General features: G+C 61.9%; 20 protein-coding genes and 1 tRNA gene. 13 read left to right on the plus strand and 8 right to left on the minus strand.

The features are described from left to right. Positions 1 to 9: 9 nt before the first annotated feature. From SynA1524_RS04150 to carB, 3 genes are read right to left on the minus strand one after another with little or no spacing between them, the layout of a single operon-like run. Positions 10 to 1,362, minus strand: coding sequence for an alanine/glycine:cation symporter family protein (locus SynA1524_RS04150; protein WP_186499072.1), 1,353 nt, complete (start codon positions 1,360 to 1,362; stop codon positions 10 to 12). Between the two features lie 56 nt (positions 1,363 to 1,418). Then, positions 1,419 to 2,084 carry a DUF3386 domain-containing protein gene (locus tag SynA1524_RS04155; RefSeq protein ID WP_186499073.1) on the minus strand — a complete coding sequence of 222 codons (666 nt, stop codon included), beginning with the start codon at positions 2,082 to 2,084 and terminating at the stop codon, positions 1,419 to 1,421. Between the two features lie 31 nt (positions 2,085 to 2,115). Continuing rightward, entirely contained in the window at positions 2,116 to 5,439 is a 3,324-nt protein-coding gene (gene carB / locus SynA1524_RS04160) for a carbamoyl-phosphate synthase large subunit (protein WP_186499074.1), read from the minus strand. Between the two features lie 95 nt (positions 5,440 to 5,534). Here carB and SynA1524_RS04165 point away from each other — a divergent pair, with 95 nt between their 5' ends. From SynA1524_RS04165 to SynA1524_RS04190, 6 genes are all read left to right on the plus strand, one after another. After that, complete coding sequence (locus SynA1524_RS04165; RefSeq protein WP_011127696.1) at positions 5,535 to 6,170, plus strand: DUF3318 domain-containing protein; 636 nt, start codon at positions 5,535 to 5,537, stop codon at positions 6,168 to 6,170. Then, entirely contained in the window at positions 6,163 to 6,525 is a 363-nt protein-coding gene (gene rsfS / locus SynA1524_RS04170) for a ribosome silencing factor (RefSeq protein WP_186499075.1), read from the plus strand. Before SynA1524_RS04165 ends, rsfS begins: the two co-directional genes overlap by 8 nt. A gap of 5 nt (positions 6,526 to 6,530) precedes the next feature. Further along, positions 6,531 to 7,025 (plus strand): CGLD27 family protein, encoded by a 495-nt coding sequence (locus SynA1524_RS04175; protein WP_186499076.1) that lies wholly within the window; start codon positions 6,531 to 6,533, stop codon positions 7,023 to 7,025. 19 nt (positions 7,026 to 7,044) lie between these two features. Continuing rightward, positions 7,045 to 8,022, plus strand: a complete 978-nt coding sequence (locus SynA1524_RS04180) for an asparaginase (protein WP_186499077.1) — start codon at positions 7,045 to 7,047, stop codon at positions 8,020 to 8,022. Positions 8,023 to 8,070: 48 nt separating this feature from the next. Further along, a tRNA-Met gene (locus tag SynA1524_RS04185) sits at positions 8,071 to 8,147 on the plus strand. A gap of 48 nt (positions 8,148 to 8,195) precedes the next feature. Next, on the plus strand, positions 8,196 to 9,839 hold the full coding sequence (locus SynA1524_RS04190) for a GMC family oxidoreductase (RefSeq protein ID WP_186499078.1): 1,644 nt from the start codon (positions 8,196 to 8,198) through the stop codon (positions 9,837 to 9,839). Here the strand turns inward: SynA1524_RS04190 and SynA1524_RS04195 are convergent. Further along, positions 9,820 to 10,086 carry a DUF2811 domain-containing protein gene (locus SynA1524_RS04195; RefSeq protein WP_011127701.1) on the minus strand — a complete coding sequence of 89 codons (267 nt, stop codon included), beginning with the start codon at positions 10,084 to 10,086 and terminating at the stop codon, positions 9,820 to 9,822. The two genes, SynA1524_RS04190 and SynA1524_RS04195, sit on opposite strands and share 20 nt — an antisense overlap. Positions 10,087 to 10,474: 388 nt before the next feature. Next, positions 10,475 to 11,539 carry a sirohydrochlorin chelatase gene (locus SynA1524_RS04200; protein WP_186499079.1) on the minus strand — a complete coding sequence of 355 codons (1,065 nt, stop codon included), beginning with the start codon at positions 11,537 to 11,539 and terminating at the stop codon, positions 10,475 to 10,477. A gap of 49 nt (positions 11,540 to 11,588) precedes the next feature. Between SynA1524_RS04200 and SynA1524_RS04205 the strand changes: the two genes are divergently transcribed. Together SynA1524_RS04205 and SynA1524_RS04210 are read left to right on the plus strand one after the other, a co-directional pair. After that, positions 11,589 to 12,794 carry an FAD-binding oxidoreductase gene (locus SynA1524_RS04205; protein WP_186499080.1) on the plus strand — a complete coding sequence of 402 codons (1,206 nt, stop codon included), beginning with the start codon at positions 11,589 to 11,591 and terminating at the stop codon, positions 12,792 to 12,794. Positions 12,795 to 12,826: 32 nt separating this feature from the next. Next, positions 12,827 to 14,386, plus strand: coding sequence for a SulP family inorganic anion transporter (locus SynA1524_RS04210; RefSeq protein WP_186499081.1), 1,560 nt, complete (start codon positions 12,827 to 12,829; stop codon positions 14,384 to 14,386). 14 nt (positions 14,387 to 14,400) lie between these two features. On the opposite strand, the gene SynA1524_RS04215 is transcribed toward SynA1524_RS04210, so the two are convergent. Beyond that, a complete protein-coding gene (locus SynA1524_RS04215; RefSeq protein ID WP_286188677.1) occupies positions 14,401 to 14,703 on the minus strand; it encodes a hypothetical protein in 303 nt (100 codons plus the stop codon). 111 nt (positions 14,704 to 14,814) lie between these two features. Between SynA1524_RS04215 and SynA1524_RS04220 the strand changes: the two genes are divergently transcribed. Genes SynA1524_RS04220 through SynA1524_RS04235 form a run of 4 tightly spaced genes read left to right on the plus strand, consistent with a single transcriptional unit; the run spans position 14,815 to position 18,477 of the window. After that, the gene (locus SynA1524_RS04220) at positions 14,815 to 15,876 is read left to right on the plus strand and encodes an amino acid ABC transporter substrate-binding protein (RefSeq protein ID WP_186499083.1); all 1,062 of its coding nucleotides are present in this window, start codon (positions 14,815 to 14,817) and stop codon (positions 15,874 to 15,876) included. Continuing rightward, complete coding sequence (locus SynA1524_RS04225; protein WP_186499084.1) at positions 15,876 to 16,766, plus strand: ABC transporter permease subunit; 891 nt, start codon at positions 15,876 to 15,878, stop codon at positions 16,764 to 16,766. The genes SynA1524_RS04220 and SynA1524_RS04225 overlap by 1 nt, the downstream gene beginning before the upstream one ends. Next, complete coding sequence (locus tag SynA1524_RS04230) at positions 16,766 to 17,740, plus strand: amino acid ABC transporter permease (protein WP_186499085.1); 975 nt, start codon at positions 16,766 to 16,768, stop codon at positions 17,738 to 17,740. The genes SynA1524_RS04225 and SynA1524_RS04230 overlap by 1 nt, the downstream gene beginning before the upstream one ends. Then, complete coding sequence (locus SynA1524_RS04235) at positions 17,737 to 18,477, plus strand: amino acid ABC transporter ATP-binding protein (RefSeq protein ID WP_286188678.1); 741 nt, start codon at positions 17,737 to 17,739, stop codon at positions 18,475 to 18,477. Before SynA1524_RS04230 ends, SynA1524_RS04235 begins: the two co-directional genes overlap by 4 nt. A gap of 9 nt (positions 18,478 to 18,486) precedes the next feature. Here SynA1524_RS04235 and SynA1524_RS04240 read toward each other — a convergent pair whose 3' ends face one another. Together SynA1524_RS04240 and SynA1524_RS04245 are read right to left on the minus strand one after the other, a co-directional pair. Further along, entirely contained in the window at positions 18,487 to 18,708 is a 222-nt protein-coding gene (locus SynA1524_RS04240; protein WP_186499086.1) for a hypothetical protein, read from the minus strand. Continuing rightward, a complete protein-coding gene (locus SynA1524_RS04245) occupies positions 18,701 to 18,886 on the minus strand; it encodes a hypothetical protein (protein ID WP_186499675.1) in 186 nt (61 codons plus the stop codon). The genes SynA1524_RS04240 and SynA1524_RS04245 overlap by 8 nt, the downstream gene beginning before the upstream one ends. A gap of 52 nt (positions 18,887 to 18,938) precedes the next feature. On the opposite strand from SynA1524_RS04245, the gene SynA1524_RS04250 reads away from it, so the two are divergent. Next, positions 18,939 to 19,856 (plus strand): AEC family transporter, encoded by a 918-nt coding sequence (locus SynA1524_RS04250; protein WP_186499087.1) that lies wholly within the window; start codon positions 18,939 to 18,941, stop codon positions 19,854 to 19,856. The last annotated feature ends 16 nt before the right edge of the window (positions 19,857 to 19,872 follow it).

Consider the following 19,872-nt stretch of genomic DNA (forward strand, 5'->3'; position numbering starts at 1 on the left):
ACTGCCGCTTCAACGCTCGAAGCGGTAGTCACTGGTGAGTTTGATCACCGTTCCGGAAAGCAGGAGAAGCGCGACAAGATTGGGCAGGGCCATCAGGCCATTAAGGGTGTCGGCGATGGACCACACCACGCCACGGTCACCCGCAACGGCTCCGATCACCACGACGGCAACCCAGACGAGACGAAAGGGCAACACGGCTTGTTCGCCGAACAGGAACGTGGTGCAACGTTCGCCGTAGAAACTCCAACCCAGGATGGTGGTGAAGGCAAACACCACCAGGCCCACCGTCACGACAGTTCCGCTGCCAGGGAGCCCCGTGTTGAAGGCAGCGATGGAGAGATCAGCGCCGCTGAGTCGCTCACCCGCGCCATCCAGTAATTCATGGGCCTTGGTGGTGATGATCACCAGGGCGGTCATCGTGCAGATGATCAGGGTGTCAATGAAGGTGCCGAGCATGGCCACGGTTCCCTGCCGTACCGGATCGGTGGTTTTTGCGGCGGCGTGAGCCATCGGTGCGCTTCCCAGGCCGGCTTCATTGGAGAAGATTCCGCGCTTGAAACCCATCAGGATCACCTGACCGAGGGCTCCTCCGATGGCAGCCTCTCCGATGAATGCATTGCCGAAGATCGTGGAGAAGGCTTCAGGCACGGCGCCAGCATTCAGCAGCAGTACGAGCAGACAGGCACCTACATACAGAACGGACATCAAGGGAACGATGGCGGAAGCGGCCTGAGCGATGCGCTTGATCCCCCCGATGACCACGGCAAACACCATGGCCCCCAGCGCAATGCCGGTCACCAGCTTGGGCACGCCGATCAGGCTCAGCGCTGAAGACACTTCAAAGGCCTGGACACCATTGCCGATGCCGAAGCCAGCAAACATGCCGAATAGGGCAAACAGCACAGCCATCCAGGCCCAGCGGCTGCCAAGGCCGTTGAGGATGTAGTACATCGGGCCACCGACATGGTGTCCGTTGGCATCAGTTGTGCGGAAGCGAACCGCCAGCACCGCTTCGGCGTATTTGGTGGCGATACCGAACAGGGCGATCACCCACATCCAGAACACCGCACCGGGTCCACCAACGGCGATGGCACCCGCCACACCGGCGATGTTGCCCGTGCCAATCGTTGCCGAAAGGGAAGTCATCAGCGCCTGAAACGGTGTGATCTCCCCAACCGTTTCCTGATCGGCAGGGCGCAGCATCATCGCGATGCCGTAGCCCAGTCGTCGCAACGGCATCAGCCGCAGGCCGAACATCAGAACCATGCCAGTCAGGGCGATCAGACTGACGGTGGGCCAACCCCACACCAGACCGTTGATCGGATCATTGATGGCCCGGATCGCTGTTTCGAGACCACCCATCCCTTAACCCTCGGTTGTCGAGATGGTGTCACAGCTGATCAGCTGTGACAATCCAATCAAAGGGCTTCCAGATCGTCGAAGCGGAAGGTTTGCGAACCAGCCGGGGTGTCACCGTGAGCCTCAGAGTCGATGACCCGTTCTTGGAGCACCCATGGCCCATCCCCGGGTAGGGCCACGAACGTGTCTTTGAAGCTGCTGCGTCCACCCTTCGCCTCACCCGTGGCCGGGTCGGCGTATTGGCTGGTGTACGTGTGGCTGAGATAGCCGGCACCGGTGTTGGTGACCTCGGTCGTGAAGATCGTCACGACCGTTCCGTGAATATGACGATGCACCATCGTCACGACGTCACCCTTGATGCGGTAGCGGTCTCCTTCGCCTTTGCCACTGACCAGCACCTCGGTTCCAACGGCATCGGTCTCACCAGCGGTGAACTGGTTTTCGCCATGGGTCTGCTCGAAGCTGCGGCGGACGCGGTGGATGGCCACTTCCCAGAGTTGGGACTGAACCGCTTTCAGAACATCTGCATCGTCGATGCCCTCCACCTTGGCTTTGAGGTCTGCGCCTACTTCAAAGCGGCCTTCAACCTGCTGTTCCCCTTGCTGCCAGATACAGCGGCCGCGGTAGCCGGAAAAGCCAGGATCCCAGGTGTAACGGTTTTCGTAGGCACGCCGGAACTGATCGCGAAGATCGCTGCCGGGTTTGACGGGGGCGGAGGCTGTCACGGCGGTGGTTCTGCTGCTGCAACCCTACCGATCACCGCCGGGTGCCATGGACGTCCTGCAGAGCATTGATGCTGAGGGTGGGCTGACTCTGAAGTGTGGCGATGGCCTCCACCGCAGCGCGGGCACCAGCCAGGGTTGTGACCGTGGGAACGGCATAATCCAGGGCTGCCCGGCGCAAGTATTTGTCGTCATGGGCGGCCTGGCGGCCGATGGGGGTGTTGATCACCAGCTGCACCTGATTGGACCGGATCATGTCCTCGATGTTGGGGCGACCCTCATGCACCTTCAGCACAGCGTTCACCGTCAGCCCCTCCTTGGTCAGAACATCAGCGGTGCCTGAGGTGGCGATCAGAGCGAAGCCCAATTCGGCAAGTCGTTCAGCCACAGGAACCAGAGCTGGCTTGTCACGGTTATGGGTCGACAGAAACACCGTGCCGGTGGTGGGGAGTGCTTCGCCGGCGCCCAGTTCAGCCTTGGCGTAGGCCATCCCGAAACTGTCGGCTGACCCCATCACCTCACCGGTGGAGCGCATTTCCGGGCCCAGCACTGTGTCTGTACCAGGGAAGCGTCTGAACGGCAGCACGGCTTCCTTGATCGTTTGCAGGGGTGGTTGGGGTTCTGTCGTCAACCCAACCTGTTGCAGCGTTTCGCCAGCCATCAGACGGGTCGCGATGCGAGCCAGGGGCTGACCGGTGGCCTTGGCCACGAACGGCACCGTGCGGGACGCCCGCGGATTGGCTTCGATGATGTAAACGACTTCCTCACCCTCGGCGTTCCGTTGAACGGCGAACTGGAGGTTGATCAGCCCCTGCACCTTCAACGCGAGGGCCAGGTCCCGGCTCCACTCACGGATCGTGCCGAGGGCTCCCTCTCCAAGAGAAACGGCGGGAAGGCAGCAGGCGGAATCACCGGAATGGATGCCCGCCGGCTCGATGTGTTCCATCAGGCCGCCGATGACCACGTTGCCCTCGTGGTCGCAGAGCGCATCGACGTCCACCTCAACCGCATTTTCCAGGTACTGGTCGATCAGCACCGGATGGTCGGGTTCCACCTGAACCGCCTCCAACATGTAGCGATTGAGCTCCTGTTCGTCGAAGACCACCTCCATGGCGCGACCACCCAGCACATAGGACGGGCGGACCACCACCGGATAGCCCACGCGGGTCGCCACATCTCGGGCTTCCGCCTCACTGCGGGCCAGGCCATGCCGAGGTTGGCGAATCTCCAGTTGGCTCAGGATCGCTTCGAACTGCTCGCGATCTTCAGCACGGTCGATCGACTCCGGTGACGTGCCCCAGATCTGGGACCCCGTGGTACGACCTTCCTCGGAGTTGAGCCAGTTCAGCAGGGGGATCGCCAGTTTCAACGGGGTCTGCCCCCCGAACTGGACCACCACGCCGTCCGGTTGCTCGACCTCTATCACATTGAGGACATCCTCGAGGGTGAGGGGCTCGAAATAGAGGCTGTCGCTGGTGTCGTAGTCCGTCGAGACGGTCTCCGGGTTGCTGTTCACCATCACCGATGTGATGCCGGCGTCTTGAGCGGCGAAGGAAGCATGGCAGCAGCAGTAGTCGAATTCGATCCCCTGGCCAATCCGATTGGGCCCGCCCCCAAGAATCATCACCTTGCGCCCGCTGCTGTTATTGCTCACTTCGCTGGCGGGGGGGAGCGTTGTGAGGCTTCCATCGCTGTTCAGCTGTTGGATCGAGCGCTCGTAGGTCGAGTAGTGATACGGCGTGGTGGATGCGAATTCAGCCGCACAGGTGTCAACGGTTTTGAACACGGCTCGGATCCCGTGGCCATGGCGATGACGCCGAACACTCAATTCATCGTTATCGGTTTGCCAGGCGATCTGGCGATCCGAAAAGCCGAGTTGCTTGAGTTCAAGCAACTCCGGAGCGTACAGGTCGCCCAGCTGCCGACCGCGCAGCAGCTGTTGCTCAGCGTCGAGGATGCGTCGCAGCTTGGCCAGGAACCAGGAATCAATGCTACTAATCCGGTGAATCTCAGCATCGGACCGACCACGCAGCATGGCGCTGCGGACGCAGAGAATCCGCTCCGGTGATGGGGTGCGCAGAAGGCGATCGATATCGGCTTCACTTAGCTCCGGTTCCGGTCTGTCCCCACCCCATCCGGCATAACCGGTTTCCAGGGAACGCATCGCTTTCTGAAAGGATTCCTCGAAGCTGCGGCCGATGGCCATCGCTTCTCCCACCGATTTCATCGATGTGGTGAGCACCGCCGGGCTGCCCCTGAATTTTTCAAAGGCGAACCGTGGAATCTTGGTGACCACGTAATCAATGGTGGGCTCAAAACAGGCCGGTGTCTTACCGGTGATGTCGTTGAGGATCTCGTCGAGCGTGTAGCCGATGGCCAACCGAGCGGCGATTTTGGCGATCGGGAATCCGGTGGCTTTGCTGGCTAAGGCCGAGGACCGGCTCACCCTTGGATTCATTTCGATCACCACCACATCGCCGTTGTCGGGGTTGATGGCGAACTGGATGTTGCTGCCTCCGGTGGCAACGCCGATTTCGCGGATGATCGCGATCGATTGGTCCCGCAGTCGCTGATACTCCCGATCCGTCAGCGTCTGTGCCGGAGCCACCGTGATGGAGTCGCCCGTATGAACGCCCATCGGATCTAAGTTTTCGATGCTGCAGACGATCACGACGTTGTCCGCCTGATCGCGCATCACCTCGAGTTCAAATTCCTTCCAACCCAGCAAGGACTGTTCGATCAGGATCTGGGAGACAGGACTGGCTTCCAGACCGCTTTTGCAGATGGCGGCGTACTCCTCAGGGTTGTATGCGATCCCTCCTCCACTTCCCCCCAAGGTGAAGGCTGGTCGGATGATTCTCGGGAAGCTGCCGATGGCGGCTCCCACTGCTTCAGCTTCTTCCAGGGTGGAGGCGATGCCGGATGGGCAGACCTGCACCCCGATACGTTCCATCGCCTGCTTGAACAGCAGACGGTCCTCCGCTTTCTGGATGGCCTGGAGATCGGCACCGATCAGCTCAACCCCGTAACGCTCCAGGGTGCCGTTTTCCGCCAGAGTGACGGCTAGGTTCAAGGCGGTCTGCCCGCCCATGGTGGGTAGCAGTGCATCCGGACGTTCCTGTTCGATCACCAGGGTGACGACATCAGGCGTCAGAGGTTCGATGTAGGTCCGATCCGCCATCTCCGGATCGGTCATGATCGAAGCCGGGTTGGAGTTAACGAGGATCACCTCGTACCCCTCAGAGCGCAATGCTTTGCAGGCCTGGGTTCCGGAATAGTCGAATTCACAGGCTTGTCCGATCACTATCGGACCGGAGCCCAGCAGAAGGATGCGCCGCAGATCGGTCCTCCGAGGCATGGGCAGTCGCTTCAGGCCAAACCTTGACAGCCTCTCACGCGGGTGATGTGGGCCCTGGCCTCGCTACGGTTGCTCTATTAGGAAGTTCGGTTGCAATGAGTGAGCTCCAGCGCCTGAAGGGGTTGCTGCCACCGGAAATGCAGAGCTGGGTGTTTGTGGAGACTGCTGCAGCAGTCGATCCACCTCTGATCACGCTCGAGGAGATCGGCCGTGATGAGGTCGAAATCCAGGTTGACCTTGATGCCTGGGATTCCATGGCGCTGGACCACCGCAACCTGCTGTTCTGGCATGAAGTCGGTCGCATTCAGAACGACACGATTCCGCGCGATGGTTGGGAAATGGCAGCCTTGGCGATCGGTCTGGGCGGTGCCATCGGTGAACTCTGGGTTCAGGATGGACTGCTACTGATGATGGCCCTTGGGTTGTCTGGTTTTGCCGGTTATCGGCTCTACCTGAAGAACAATTCCGAAAAACGCCTGCAGGACGCCATCAGCGCGGATGAACGCGCCATTGATCTGGCCTGCCGTTTTGGCTACAGCGTGCCCAATGCTTACCGAAGTCTCGGTGGAGCTCTGAAGGAGCTGGTGGAGCAGACCCGCAAGAAGAAGCGGAGGAGCTACTACGAAGATCGTCTTGAGGCGCTGCGCAAGAGCGCCAGCAAAGCCCGGGCAGAGATGGCCCAGCAGGAAGGCTCCCGTAGTTCCGTCACCAGTGAGAACGTTTATGGATAGTCAACAGCTGGCGGATCTGGCTGCCGAGGCTTGTGATGACCGCAAGGCATCTGATATCCGTTTGATTCGGGTGGACGAGGTGTCGAGCCTGGCGGATTGGATGGTGATCGCCGGCGGCCAATCGGACGTGCAGGTGCGAGCCATTGCACGATCCGTCGAGGATCGATTGGAAACCGAGGCGGAGCGCCTGCCTTTGCGCAAGGAAGGTGTGCAGGAAGGCCGCTGGGCGTTGCTGGATTACGGCGAGCTGATCGTCCATGTGCTGATGCCCGATGAGCGGGGCTACTACGACCTTGAAGCCTTCTGGAGCCACGGGGAGACCCGCGCCTTCCTACCGTCACCAAAAGTGAGCTAATAGGCATGGACGAGCTCGTCTCCTGCCCCGTACCTCCGGAGCAGAGACCGCTGGAGGAATTTCAGCAGCTCTCCAAATCCTGGTTTTTCTCCTGGCCAACGGGAGAGGTGTCGTCTTTGAAGCGCAGTCTGCTGATCAGCTGGATGTTGATGTTGCCGCTCTGCACCCTCGTGGCCAGTGGCAGTTTGACCCTGAAAGCGGACCCTCCCCGACTCGTCGTGGCAGGAGCCGTCGCCGCTTTGGTCCTCCCCTTGCTGCTGCTGGTTCGCCAGTGGTTGGGCTGGACCTACGTGATGAAGAGGCTCCTGTCTGAAAGCGTTGATTACGAGGAATCCGGTTGGTACGACGGCCAGACCTGGGAAAAGCCCCTGTCGTGGCGGACGCGTGATCTTCTGGTGGCGCGTCACGAGGTCCGTCCAATTCTGAGCCGGCTGGGTCGGGCCTTGGCCATGGCTGCTGGACTGATGCTGGGTGGCGCGAGCCTCTGTCAGGCTCTCTGAATTACCCCCTGCCACGGGAATGACCCTTTCCTCGGGATTCAGCGGCACCTCCCGCTCCGGTACGGCGCCATTGGAGGTCACCTTGAAGCGAGGCTGCATCGCCGAATCCGTTCATCGGGTGCATGCGGTGGTTTGTGATGGCCGTGGCCGTGTGCTGATGTCGGCCGGCGAGGCCGGCTTGCAGACCTTCATTCGATCGGCTCTGAAACCCTTTCAGGCGCTGCCATTCCTCAGCAGTGGTGCTGCGGCAGCGATGGATGCGGGTGAACGTGGTCTGGCCATCAGCTGTGCGTCCCATTCGGGGAGTCACGGCCATGCCCGGGAAGCCTTCAAGTTGCTCTGGAAGGCCGAATTGGAGGCGAGCCATCTGCAGTGCCCCGTGCCCTCGGGGGCGGAGAGTCCGCTTCAGCACAACTGCTCTGGAAAGCATGCGGCGTTTCTGGCCACCAGTCGGAAGATGGCCTGGCCCTTGGACAGCTATCTGCAGAGCGATCACCCCCTTCAGGTGGAGATCAACAGACGTGTGGCCGAGCTGCTGGGTTTGCCTGCCGAGGAGCTGGTGGCAGCGAGGGATGACTGTGGCGCCCCAACGCTGCGGCTGCAGTTGGCCCAGATGGCCTTGCTCTATGCCCATCTGGGTGCGTCACGCCATGCGGAACTGGAGCAGATCAGCCGGGCAATGCTGGCCCATCCGGATCTGATTGCAGGGGACGGTCGATTCGATACGGAGCTGATGCGCCGTAGCCACGGCCAGGTGCTGTCCAAAGGTGGAGCTGAGGGGGTCCAGTGTCTGAGCCGCGTCGGGGAGGGGCTTGGGGTTGCCATCAAGGTGGAAGACGGCTCCCGTCGTGCCAAACAGGCCGTCGCCCTTCATCTTCTACGGCAGCTGGAGTGGTTGACACCGCTTGGGCTCGAAGAGCTCGAGGATCAGGTCCTGATCGTCAACCCAGGCGTCAGCCTGGAGGTGCAGGGGGCCTTGAAGTTTCAGCAAAGCTGAAGTCTTTCTGTGTCGGGCGACACCGACCTGTATGATTTTCTAGTGCTCCGCGGGGTAGAGCAGTCTGGTAGCTCGTCGGGCTCATAACCCGAAGGTCGGGAGTTCAAATCTCCCCCCCGCCACCAATTCTGATTGAATTTGAGATCCCCCCATTGGGGATCTTTTTTTTGTCCTTGCGCGTGTCTACAGCAAGCCAGAACGTGCCAATCAATGAATCCTGGGATGCCATCGTCGTTGGCTCTGGGGCCTGCGGTGGCGTGGCAGCCCTGACCTTGGCTGACGGTGGTGCTCGGGTCCTGTTGATCGATGCGGGGCCGGATCTGACGCCGAAGGCAGCACTGGGGTCGGAACCCGCCAATGCGATGCGACGGCTGGCGGGGCTCAGCAGCGGCAGCCATCGACTCCAGGCCCAGCATCCCGGCTATTGGAAAGCCAATCCCAGGCTTTATGCCGATGAACGGCTGCACCCCTACAGCCATCCGCCTGACCGGCCGTTCCTCTGGACCCGAGGCCTTCAGGTGGGCGGGCGCAGCCTCACTTGGGGTGGCATCACCCTGCGACTCTCGGATGAGGATTTCATTGGTGTCGAGGCTCCGGATGGGGTGACCACGTGGCCGATTCGTGCCGCCGATCTTGAGGGGGACTACGCCGCGCTGGAGAGGATGCTGGGGGTCCATGGCGGACGTGACGGTCTGCCGCAATTACCCGATGGGGAGACCCAGGAGCCGTTGCCGTTCACGGCAGCTGAACAGCGTTTCGCTGACGCGATGCGCGATCAACTGGCGCTGCCGGTGATTCACTCACGCGGCTTTGGCCCGCATCAACCGGAACAACATGGCCCCTGGCCGCGCTCCAGCAGTCGCGGCAGCACGCTGCCTAAGGCGATGGCGACAGGACGTGTGCAGCTGCTCTCCGGGCATCTGCTGGAGCATCTATTGCTTGACAAGGGCAGCGACCGGGCGACGGGTGCGGTTGTCGTTGATCAGGCCAACGGCAACCGTCGACGTGTCGTTGCCGATCTGGTGGTGCTATGCGCCTCCACCATCCAGACCCTGGCCATCCTGCTGCGCTCTCAGGAGCAGGGCCTGAAGGACCCTTCCGAACGACTTGGCACGCGGCTGATGGATCACGTCTCCACAAGCCAGTTCTTCTGCATGCCAGAGCCGTCGGACTCGCCTCAGCCCCCCCTCACCGGCGCCGGCAGCTTCTTTCTTCCGTTCGGTCGCCGGCTTGAGGGAGCCAAGTTTCGTGGCGGTTATGGCTTGTGGGGAGGGATCGGTCGCTTTGATCCACCGGCGGTGCTGCGGCGCCGCTCCAGCACCGTCACGGGCTTTTTGATCGGTCACGGGGAGGTGATCCCGCAGGCCAGCAATCGGGTCAGCCTCAGCGGTGCGGTGGATCGCTGGGGTGTGGCCGTGCCCCACATCGACTGCCAGTGGAGCGCCAACGAAACCGCGATGGTGGCGCACATGCGACGTCAGATGGGGGTCTGCATCAAAGCGGCTGGTGGTGAGGCTCTCCCCCTGAAAGACCTGTTCCGATTGCCCTTGATCGAACCGCTGTTGCAGGGGGCTGTTGCCTTATCCGATGGCGCCTCTCCGCCGGGGTACTACATCCATGAAGTGGGTGGTGCTGCGATGAGCGCAGATCCCTCTCAGGGCGTGGCCGATTCGTTCAACCGGCTCTGGGCAGCACCAAACGTGCTTGTGGTGGATGGAGCTTGCTGGCCGACGTCTGCCTGGCAGAGCCCGACCCTCACGATGATGGCGATCACGCGACGCGCCTGCCTGCAGGCACTTAGGGGTCGCGGCGGCTGAACAGATCGTTGAGGTAGCGCTCGGTGACCGCACGATCTTCACAGCCGTTCTGAAACAGAAAGTGGGCCAGCGCTGAACTCATCACCCGATATTGATCCCAATGGGGGTGTTCCCCGATGAAGTCCTTCATGCCGCGGTACAGCACTTCTGGGATCTCCGCCTCCATACTCACGTAGGACGCTGCAGCCTCAGCAGATTTCTCTGCAACGCCCATTTCGTGGCATCGCTCCAAATAATTCCGATCCATTCAGCCTGTCAATCGCTCTTTGACATCTCCAAGAAAGCCACATCGGACCGGGTTGCGTCAAAGCCTTTGACAATCTTGCAAAAACCTCTGAGACGGCATGAGACAGCTGTTCTGATCAGGGTTTAGCAGGACGTCTCCGTCGTGGGATCAGCCCGCTTACCGGCGGTATCCGCTCTGTCAACAGGTTCCTGGAGATGCTGCGAAGTCCACAGCCCTCAGACGGCTCGGCCCTCCGCGGATGGGGGCTGTGGAAAAAGGTGCTGATGCTGTGGAGAAATTGGTGAAGCCAGATTTCGATTCTCACTGATCAGAAAAACTGATCTCGGCGATGTCCAGGATGTCGCTGACGAGACCGGTTGCCGGTGTCACGGAAAACGCCGCAGATCTCTTAAGGCTTCGGTGGGAAATCTTTTGATCCGAGGGTTCTGGGACCCATGGGGTGGTCGGCATGGGGGTAGGGGGGGTGATGGTGATGCTCACCAGCGTGATCGTGATGGTGCTGATGGGGGATGGGAACACCATCCGGTTGGCAGGCCCCCGTGCATTCCCGCTCGCAGAGCGTGCAGCTCTCCGCCAGCCCCTCCACATGGTGATGGTGGCTTTCCTGAGCTCGGCCAACGTCCTGCTCGAAGCCCAACACCTGGGCCCGGTATTTGCAGAGGGAGCAATTCATGGCGGTGTCGCCGCGCAGCACCTCCTTCACCCGTTCCTTGAAGGTGTCCACCACCAGCGGGTGTTGCCCGAGATAGCCGGCGGAGAGGAAGTCAACCTCGGGATGATCCGCCGCCACCCGCTCGGTGTGCTGACGGATGCGGCTCACCAGAACACCTGAGAACAGGAAGTAAGGAACCACCACGATGCGGCGGAATCCCAGCTTCACCAGTTGCCGAAGGCCCGGTTCGACCAGCGGGAAGGTCACGCCTGAGTAGACCGTCTCTCCCCAGCCGAAGCCAAAGCCCTCCACCAGCATCCGGGTGACCTTGGCCACATTTGAATTGGCATCGGGATCCGACGAGCCGCGTCCCACCACCACCAGCAGCGTCTCCGCCAGCGGCGCCGGAGAAGGGTTGCTTTCCAGGCATTCGCGAACCCGCGCTCCTGCCGCTGCAACCATCAGACGGTCCACCCCCAGTTCGCGGCCGTAATCAATCGGCAGGCCCGTTTCTGCGGTGAACGTGTTGAGCACAGAGGGGATGTCGTTCTTGGCGTGCCCAGCCGCAAACAACATCGCAGGGATGGCAAGCACCCGGGTCATCCCCTGCTGACGCAGAGACTCCAGGCCATCCCGCAGGATTGGGCGGGCGAATTCCAGATAGCCATGCTCCACCGGCATCGGCGCCAGCTTTGGCCGCAGGGCTTCCACCATCTGGGCGAATTCCTCGACGGCCAGACGGTTGCGACTGCCATGGCCGCAGATCAGGACGCCGAGTTGGTCGTTCGAGGATTCGGCCAAGGGGGCGTGCCACTGTTCGGTGTGAACTGACCCTATCGGTTGCAGCGGAATGGATCAGCTCCCACCTCCCCTGTTCAACCCCCAGGCAGCGGATGCCGAGGCACGGGGCTTGCTGCAGCCCACTCCGGAGGATCTGCCGAGCTTGATTGCCGGTTGGTGTGGTCCTCGTCCGTTGCGGGTCTGCAGTGGGGGCACCAGCTCCAGGGCTGCTGCGGCCGGCCAGTGGACGTTGGATCTGCGTCGCACCATGAAGGGGATCACCTGGAATGCTGCAGATCAGACGGTGCGCATCGGGGGTGGATGTCGGATGGGGCAGGTGCTGGAGCAGCTGCATCCCCTTGGGCGCACCGTGAGCGCAGGGCTGTCCGGCTGGCCGGGTGTCGGCTATGTGCTGACGGGGGGGATGGGGCCGTTGAGTCGTGAGCATGGCCTGGCAGTGGACCAGCTGCAGGCGGTCGCAGGGGTCTGGGGCAGTGGTGAACCCTTCCTGCTGCGCCGTGATCACGATCAGGCCTCGGCGGAGTGGCGTGGCCTCTGTGGAGCGGCACCGTTTCTGGCGGTGGTGCGTGAGGTGGTGCTCGCCACCCAGCCCCTTCGCCCCCTCTGGATCAAGGCCTCGACGGGATCGCCCGATCAGTTGCCGGATTGGCTTGTCGCTGCGGAGTGCTCCGACCCCAGCACCACCCTGCAATGGAGCTGGAGTGCTGACGGCAGCATCAGGCGGCTGCAGGTGTCTGGCCATGAACAGGCCGGTTGGCAGCGGATTGATGGACTGCACCAACTGCCGCCCCTGACGCCCGCGCCCTCAGGTGAATCCCGCCTGCATGGCGAGGTGGTGGGTCTGCTCGGACCGGCCCATGGCGAGGGGTGGCGCCGTTTGCTGCCGGAGCTGCGGGCGCTGATGCGTCGCTGCCCCCATGGCGGCTGCAGCCTGTCCAGCCAGCAGCTTGGGGATGCCACAACTGCAGTGCCTGCTGAGGCCACGTCATTTGTGCATCGTGATGCGGTCTGGAAGCCATGGATCACAGCGGTCTGGCCTGCCGGAGATGCGGAGGCGCGCCAGCGCAGCCTTCGGTGGTTAAGCGAGCTGTGGGCCGTGCTGGAGCCGCTCTGCCCTGGTGTGCATCTGGCGCAGTTGCATGACCATTTGCCATTTCATCAGCGGGAGTTGGAATTGGCTTTCGGGCCCTGGTTGCCTGGACTGCGTCAACTCAAGGCACGTCGGGATCCAGCCGGCACCATGCCAGAGCTCTGATTTACGGTCCCTTCTGGCTTTGGCGTCCGGTGATGGCCCAGCGTTCCAGTCCAGCTCTGGTGAATCAATGGTTCGCCAACCCCAGCAAGGATTTGCTTTCAGGCCTGGTGGTGGCCTTCGCGATGATCCCGGAGGCGATCGCCTTCTCCGGCATCGCCGGGGTGGATCCGAAGGTCGGCCTGTTCGGAGCCTTCTGTCTGTCACTCACCATCGCCGTGGTGGGTGGTCGCATGGCGATGATCACCTCCGCCACCGGTTCAACGGCCCTGCTGATGACGGGACTGGTCGCTACCGGTGAAGCCCGGGGTGCAGGGCTCGGGGTGCAGTATCTGATGGTGGCGGGTCTGGTCACCGGCCTGCTGCAGATCCTCTGGGGCTACCTCCGGCTGGCGTATCAGATGAGGTTCGTGCCCCAGGGCGTGCTCAGCGGCTTCGTCAATGCCTTGGCGCTGCTGATCTTCCAGGCGCAATTGCCTCAGCTGGGCCTGGATCTGCATGCCGGCGGTGATGGCCACGCTGGTGGTCTGTTGCCCCACGGTGGTCAGATTCCAATCGTCTGGGGTCTGGTGCTGCTGGGTCTGGTGATCATCTATGGCCTGCCGAGACTTACCCGGCTGGTGCCGTCCCAGCTGGTGGCCATTGTTGTGCTCACGGTCATCAGCATCGGCTTCAACCTGAACATTCCCAGCGTCAGCAGTCTTGGAACGCTGCCGGATGGATTGCCCACCTTCGCGGTTCCCATCGGCGCGGGTGGTGTTCCCTTCAACCTCGACACCCTGGGCCTGGTGCTCCCCACAGCCTTGGCCATTTCCCTGGTGGGTCTGATGGAGACCTTCCTGACTCAGGACATCCTTGACGACAAGACCGACACCACCACCAACAAAAACGTGGAGGCCCGTGGACAGGGCATCGCCAACATCGTGGCGTCGTTGTTCGGAGGCATGGCGGGCTGTGCCCTGGTGGGTCAATCGGTGATGAACGTGGACAACGGCGGCCGTACGCGTCTCTCAACCCTGTTCTCCGGCGTCAGCCTTCTGGCGATGATCCTGCTTGCCGGCCCCTGGCTGAAGCAGATCCCGATGGCAGCCCTGGTGGCGGTGATGATCAGCATCGCCGTGAGCACGGCAGACATCAACGGCCTGCGCAACCTGCGCCGCATCCCCAAGAGCGACACCTCGGTGATGCTGATGACCTTCGCTGTCACCATGCTCACCACGCCGCACAACCTGGCGTTGGGGGTGTTGGCCGGTGTGGCCCTCGCGGGAATTCTGTTCAGCCGCAAGGTGGCCAAGGTGATCCAGGTGGAAGCGATCGATGTGAGCGATCAGGAGCGCCGTTACCGGGTTGTCGGTCAGTTGTTCTTCGTCAGCAAGGTTTACTTCCTGCAGGGATTTGATCTGCACGATCATCCCGAGAGAATTGTGATCGATCTCTCCTCAGCCCATATCTGGGATCAGAGCGGCGTGGCGGCGCTCGATCAGGTGATCCGTAAATTCCGCCTGGGGGGATCCGAGGTCTCCGTGGAAGGCCTGAATGACGAAAGCCTGGATCTGTTTAAGCGGATCGGAGGTCAGGAGTCCGCCCATGCCTGAGACATGGGTGACGCTCAGTTCCGCGCCTGAGCGTCGTGCATAACGGTCAGGCACATCGACAGGTCGTCCTGCATGGCACCCAAACGATCTTCGATCTCAACGTCTTGAGGATTCAGCTGGGCATAACGCAGGGTGACGTCATTGCCGATGCTCATCAACATGCAGAGCGTCTGCACATCACCTGATTCGCTTGCGCGATGCTGGGCTCCATCCAGCAGGACCCTCAGCAGCGCCATTTTGTTGTTGTAAGCGGCTCGATTACTTTCATCCCAGGCCAGCACTGGGGTATTCAGCACGAAACCCAAGAGCATCAGCATCAGGCCAGGCAACGCTCGCATCACCTGGCCTAAGCGTCCCAGGACGCTAGATGCGTTGCCGTGCTGGGGCCATGAATCTGGGACAATCCCACCCGATCCGTACCAATGCTGATGATCCGATCCAGTCGTCGTCTTCTGATCGGAGCCATCACTGTTGTGGCTGGGCTGCTGGGCGGGTGTGCCTCCCTGGATGAGGCCGGTCGTTCCCGGTTGGATCTGGTGAAACAGAGGAACGAGCTTCTCTGTGGTGTGAGCGGGAAGATTCCCGGCTTCAGTTTCCTTACACAGGAGGGCACCTACACCGGGCTTGATGTCGACATCTGTCGAGCCATGGCCGCCGCCTTCCTCGGCGATGCCGACAAGGTTCAATACCGACCGCTGACGGCCCCGGAGCGATTCACTGCGCTGCGCTCTGGCGAGATTGACTTGCTCTCACGCAACACCACCCACACCCTCAGCCGTGATGCGGAGGGTGGCAATGGCCTTGGTTTCGCTCCTGTGGTGTTCCATGACGGCCAGGGCTTGATCGTGCCCGCCAATAGTGGTGTGACGAGCCTTGCTGATCTGAGCGGTCAAGCCATTTGCGTGGGGTCGGGCACCACAACCGAGCAGAACCTCAACGACGCCTTTGCCTCCAAGGGGATCCCGTACACCCCGATCAAGTACCAGGATCTCAATCAGGTGGTGGGCGGCTACCTGCAGGGACGCTGTCAGGCCATGACATCAGACCGATCGCAATTGGCCGCAGCCCGCTCCGGGTTCAATGATCCGGAAGGCCACGTGATCCTTGAAGATCGTCTCAGCAAAGAGCCTCTGGCTCCGGCGGTGGTCGGCGGTGATCAGCGCATGGTTGATGCCATGACCTGGGTTGTGTATGCCTTGATCGAGGCGGAGGAGCGTGGTATCACCCAAGCCAATCTCGATCGTCAGCTGCGTGCCGCTGAGGCGGATCCATCCCAGGCGCCCCTGCGGCGATTCCTGGGGGTTGATGCCGGTCTGGGCCGCAAGCTCGGACTGCCTGATGATTTCGTCGTCCAGGCCATTCGGGCCACCGGCAACTACGGCGAGATCTACGACCGCCACCTCGGGCCGCAGAGCCCTGTCGCGATACCCCGTGGCGCCAACCGCCTTGCCGAGGATGGCGGTTTGATGATCGCGCCCCCATTCACCTGATGCGCCGACATCGTCTGCTGCTGCAGCTGGGCCTAGCCCTGCTGTTGCTGGCCCTGATCGCTCTGCTGATCAACAACCTCACCGTCAACCTGATCCGCACGGGACTGGGCCTTGGTTTCGGTTGGCTCGGTCGTCCGGCAGGGTTCGCCCTGGCGGAAACATCGCTCCGCTACGCACCCTCCGACTCGTATCTCTGGGCGTTAACCATCGGTTGGCTCAACAGCCTCAAGGTGATCCTCGCGGGTCTGGTGCTGGCCACGCTGCTCGGTGTCGCGGCCGGTGCGGCCCGCAACAGCGGAAACCGCCTGCTGCGCAGTCTTGCGGGCACCTATGTCGCTCTGATCCGCCAGGTCCCGCTTCTGCTGCAGCTATTGTTCTGGTATTTCGTAGCCTTCCTCGGCCTGCCGTCGATGCCTGTGGGCGGCTTGATCCAGCTGTCCAATCAGGGCATCCAACTGTTGGGGCTGAATCTGAGTGTGGAGTTCTGCGCTGTTCTTACTGGACTGACGGTGTTCACCGGGGCGTCCATTGCTGAAATCGTCCGCGGCGGCATCAACGCCGTGCCCCGGGGGCAATGGGAGGCTTTCCGCAGCCTCGGGCTGAATGAGGGCCTTGGTCTGCGGCGGATCGTGCTGCCCCAGGCCTTGCCAGCCATCCTGCCGGCACTTACCAGTCAGTACCTCAACCTGGCCAAGAACAGCACCCTTGCCATCGCCGTTGGCTACGCGGATCTTTACGCCGTCAGCGACACCACGATCACCCAGACGGGACGAGCCATCGAAGGATTCCTGTTGCTGTTGTTCAGCTTCCTGCTGCTGAATCTGCTGATCAGCAGCGGTATGGCGGCCCTCAACGGTGCGGTGCTGAGTCGTGTTCGGAGGAGTCGCTGATGACGCGCTGGCCGGATCGTCTGATCACGTTGCTGCTGTTGGCGCTGCTCAGCTGGGGCGGATGGGTTGTGGTGCATTGGCTCCTGTATGGGGCCGACTGGTCCGTGGTGAGCGCCAACCTGCCGCTCTTTGCCGTCGGCAGTTACCCCTCGGATCAGCGTTGGCGGCCCCTGCTCTGGATCTCGACCTGCGTGGTGCTGGTGGTGTTGACGCTGACGGTCCCAAGGGGGGCGGGCTGGCGCCGTGCGTTGCCCCCGCTCTGGATTGCCATGGCGCCGCTGGGATTGTGGATACTGGCGGGGGGGCTGGGTCTTCTGCCCGTTGGAACACGCCACTGGGGTGGACTGACCCTCACCCTGTTGCTGACAGCGGGGAGCGGCTTGCTGGCGCTGCCATTGGGGGTGTTGCTGGCCCTCGGCCGCCGCAGTGATCTGCCGGTGTTGCGCTGGAGCAGCACGGCCTACATCGAGCTGATGCGGGCTGTTCCGCTGATCGCGGTGCTGTTTTTCGGGCAACTGCTGATTCCGTTGTTTCTGCCGCCAGGGTTGGAGATCAACCGTGTCCTCAGGGCCTTGCTGGCCTTTGCCCTGTTCGCAGCGGCTTACATCGCCGAGGACGTGAGGGGCGGGTTGCAGGCGATTCCTCCCACCCAGCGGGAGGCTGCTTCGGTGCTCGGTCTGTCTCCGTTGCAGACGCTGCAGTTGGTGGTGCTGCCCCAGGCACTGCGCGTTGCCCTGCCATCGCTCACCAATCAGGCGGTGGGGCTGCTGCAGAACACCAGCTTGATGGCGATCCTCGGGCTGGTGGAGTTGCTGGGAATCAGCCGCAGTCTGCTGGCCAACCCGGCCTTCATCGGCCGCTATCTGGAGGTGTATCTCTGGTTGGCTGCTGTTTACTGGCTTGCGTGTACGGCGATGGCTCTGCTGGCCCGCCACCTGGAAGTCCAGCTCGACCCCGTTCGCTCCCACCGATGACTGTTGCCATCCGCGCCACCGACCTGGTGAAGAGCTACACCCCTGGGGTGAGGGCTCTGGATGGGGTGAGCCTGGAGGTGAGCAGCGGTGAGGTGCTCGTGGTGATGGGCCCCTCCGGATCGGGCAAGAGCACCCTGATCCGCACCTTCAATGGACTCGAGACGCTGGACGGTGGAGCCCTGGATGTGCTGGGGGTGCGTCTGGATTCCACCAATGCTGAGCCTCAGGTGCGGGCGATCCGCCGTCGGGTGGGAATGGTGTTTCAGCAGTTCAACCTGTTCCCTCATCTCTCGATCCTCGAGAACATCTCCCTCGCGCCGGTCAAGGTGCAGAAGCGTCCGAAGGCGGAGGTGGAGCAGCGGGCGCTGGAGTTGCTGGAGCAAATGGGGATTCAGGAGCAGGCAGAGAAGTACCCGGCACAGCTCAGTGGCGGCCAGCAGCAACGGGTGGCGATCGCCCGGGCCCTCGCCCTGGACCCAGAGGTGATGCTCTTTGATGAACCCACCAGTGCACTGGATCCGGAACGGGTCAAGGAGGTGCTGGATGCCATGCGTCAGCTGGCCAGCGGTGGGATGACCATGGTGGTGGTGACCCATGAGATCGGCTTCGCGCGCGATGTGGCCGATCGTGTGATGTTCATGGATCAGGGCCAAGTGGTGGAGACGTCCGATCCAGTGACGTTTTTCTCGGGGGCTCGGGAGGAACGCAGCCGCCGCTTTCTCAGTCAGATGGTGTGACGTACTGCTTCAGGCTCCCTGTCCAGGGCCAGGAACTGAATCCGGTTCAACGATGACGTACTCGATTCGATCGTCATCGGAGCAGCAGAGGTCGCCGTAGTAGCGCTCCAACTGCTCGTAGGCCATGTCGTAACTGCTGAAGGACTGCCGGGTCAGGCCGTCCTGTTGCCCGTCGCTGCGAATGATGCGATGGACTGGGGGGCGCTCGCGTTTCTGGTAAGCCTCAACCATCCACAAGGGGAAGTCGCGCCAGGGCACGCTCGGCTGCCACCAGTTCCCGTTCGGTTTTCATCCAACTCTCATTGCCGAGGGGGAGGTTCTGGACCTGGTCGGCAAGCAGCAGCATCAGCTGCTCACAGCGTTCGCGAAGCTCCTGACGCAGCACGGCACAACCGGTAGACAGATGCAAGCCTGGCACATGGGTGGTCGCTGTCTAGCTTCGGGACTGGCCATTGAAGCCCGTGCTGCGTTTTCTGCTGGAGTTGCTCCCCGCACTCCTGCTCGGTTTCTGGGGCGGACGTCGTTATCCAACCCTGTCCGGGCGTCTCGCGATGCCGCTGGTGCGGTTCGGCGTACCCATCAGCGTGATGGGTCTGCTGTTGAGAGGTGGGCTGGGCGGCGAGATGGTCGTGGCCGCCCTCCTGGCCGTGCTCGCCATCACGGTTATGCTGCTGCTCACCCAACGACTGGCGGCCTCCACCGGATTGGGTCGACCCTCATTGCGGCTGGGCAGTTGCATCGGCAACACCGCCTATGTGGGGATTCCACTGGCCTTGGCGTTTTTGCCAAGTGAGGCTCTGCCGATCAGCATCGGCTACGACCTCGGCGCAACGTTGCTCACCTGGAGCCTTGGTCCGATGTTCCTTGGTGCGGCGCCCATGGGCCGGTCGCCCCTTTGGAGTCATTGGTTGCTCAATCTCAGCAGCAGTCCCGCAACCCGTGGCTTGTTGGGAGCGTTACTGGTGCAATGGACCCCTTGGCGCTCCGTCGTCGCCGAGGCGCTGTGGTGGCCCTCACGGACGGTGATCGTTCTCGCCCTGGTAGTGGTGGGCATGCGGCTGGGGAGCCTTTCCCGCGATGCCGTGTCGTTGTCGCCGATGCGCCTGGGATTGGTGCCGGCGATGGTGGTCAAGCTTTGCTTGTATCCAGGACTGCTGCTCCTGTTGGGATTTGTGTTGCGACTTAATCCTTTGATGATTCAAGCCATCACCCTGCAGGGTGCTGCCCCAACGGCAATCTCACTGTTATTAATTGCTGAGTCTGTTGGTGTTGATCAGGAGCGCGCAGCTGGACTTGTGTTCTGGAGCACTGTTCTGTCGTTGATCACGGCTTCGCTTTGGGGGACGGCACTGTCGTTGCTGATGCCAAGTGGCGGCTGAATGGACAGCTTCATGT

It is taken from the genome of Synechococcus sp. A15-24 (assembly GCF_014280195.1).
In the GTDB taxonomy this organism is placed as follows: Bacteria; Cyanobacteriota; Cyanobacteriia; order PCC-6307; family Cyanobiaceae; genus Parasynechococcus.

Bases quoted from the DNA above. Each gene is read 5' to 3' on its own strand.
- rsfS (WP_186499075.1), top strand. From the start codon at position 6,163: ATGGATAGTCAACAGCTGGCGGATCTGGCTGCCGAGGCTTGTGATGAC.
- carB (WP_186499074.1), bottom strand. From the start codon at position 5,439: ATGCCTCGGAGGACCGATCTGCGGCGCATCCTTCTGCTGGGCTCCGGT.
- SynA1524_RS04165 (WP_011127696.1), top strand. From the start codon at position 5,535: ATGAGTGAGCTCCAGCGCCTGAAGGGGTTGCTGCCACCGGAAATGCAG.
- SynA1524_RS04220 (WP_186499083.1), top strand. From the start codon at position 14,815: ATGATCCGATCCAGTCGTCGTCTTCTGATCGGAGCCATCACTGTTGTG.
- SynA1524_RS04205 (WP_186499080.1), top strand. From the start codon at position 11,589: ATGGATCAGCTCCCACCTCCCCTGTTCAACCCCCAGGCAGCGGATGCC.
- SynA1524_RS04150 (WP_186499072.1), bottom strand. From the start codon at position 1,362: ATGGGTGGTCTCGAAACAGCGATCCGGGCCATCAATGATCCGATCAAC.
- SynA1524_RS04240 (WP_186499086.1), bottom strand. From the start codon at position 18,708: ATGGTTGAGGCTTACCAGAAACGCGAGCGCCCCCCAGTCCATCGCATC.
- SynA1524_RS04230 (WP_186499085.1), top strand. From the start codon at position 16,766: ATGACGCGCTGGCCGGATCGTCTGATCACGTTGCTGCTGTTGGCGCTG.
- SynA1524_RS04210 (WP_186499081.1), top strand. From the start codon at position 12,827: ATGGCCCAGCGTTCCAGTCCAGCTCTGGTGAATCAATGGTTCGCCAAC.
- SynA1524_RS04195 (WP_011127701.1), bottom strand. From the start codon at position 10,086: ATGGATCGGAATTATTTGGAGCGATGCCACGAAATGGGCGTTGCAGAG.
- SynA1524_RS04235 (WP_286188678.1), top strand. From the start codon at position 17,737: ATGACTGTTGCCATCCGCGCCACCGACCTGGTGAAGAGCTACACCCCT.
- SynA1524_RS04215 (WP_286188677.1), bottom strand. From the start codon at position 14,703: ATGCTGATGCTCTTGGGTTTCGTGCTGAATACCCCAGTGCTGGCCTGG.
- SynA1524_RS04180 (WP_186499077.1), top strand. From the start codon at position 7,045: ATGACCCTTTCCTCGGGATTCAGCGGCACCTCCCGCTCCGGTACGGCG.
- SynA1524_RS04175 (WP_186499076.1), top strand. From the start codon at position 6,531: ATGGACGAGCTCGTCTCCTGCCCCGTACCTCCGGAGCAGAGACCGCTG.
- SynA1524_RS04225 (WP_186499084.1), top strand. From the start codon at position 15,876: ATGCGCCGACATCGTCTGCTGCTGCAGCTGGGCCTAGCCCTGCTGTTG.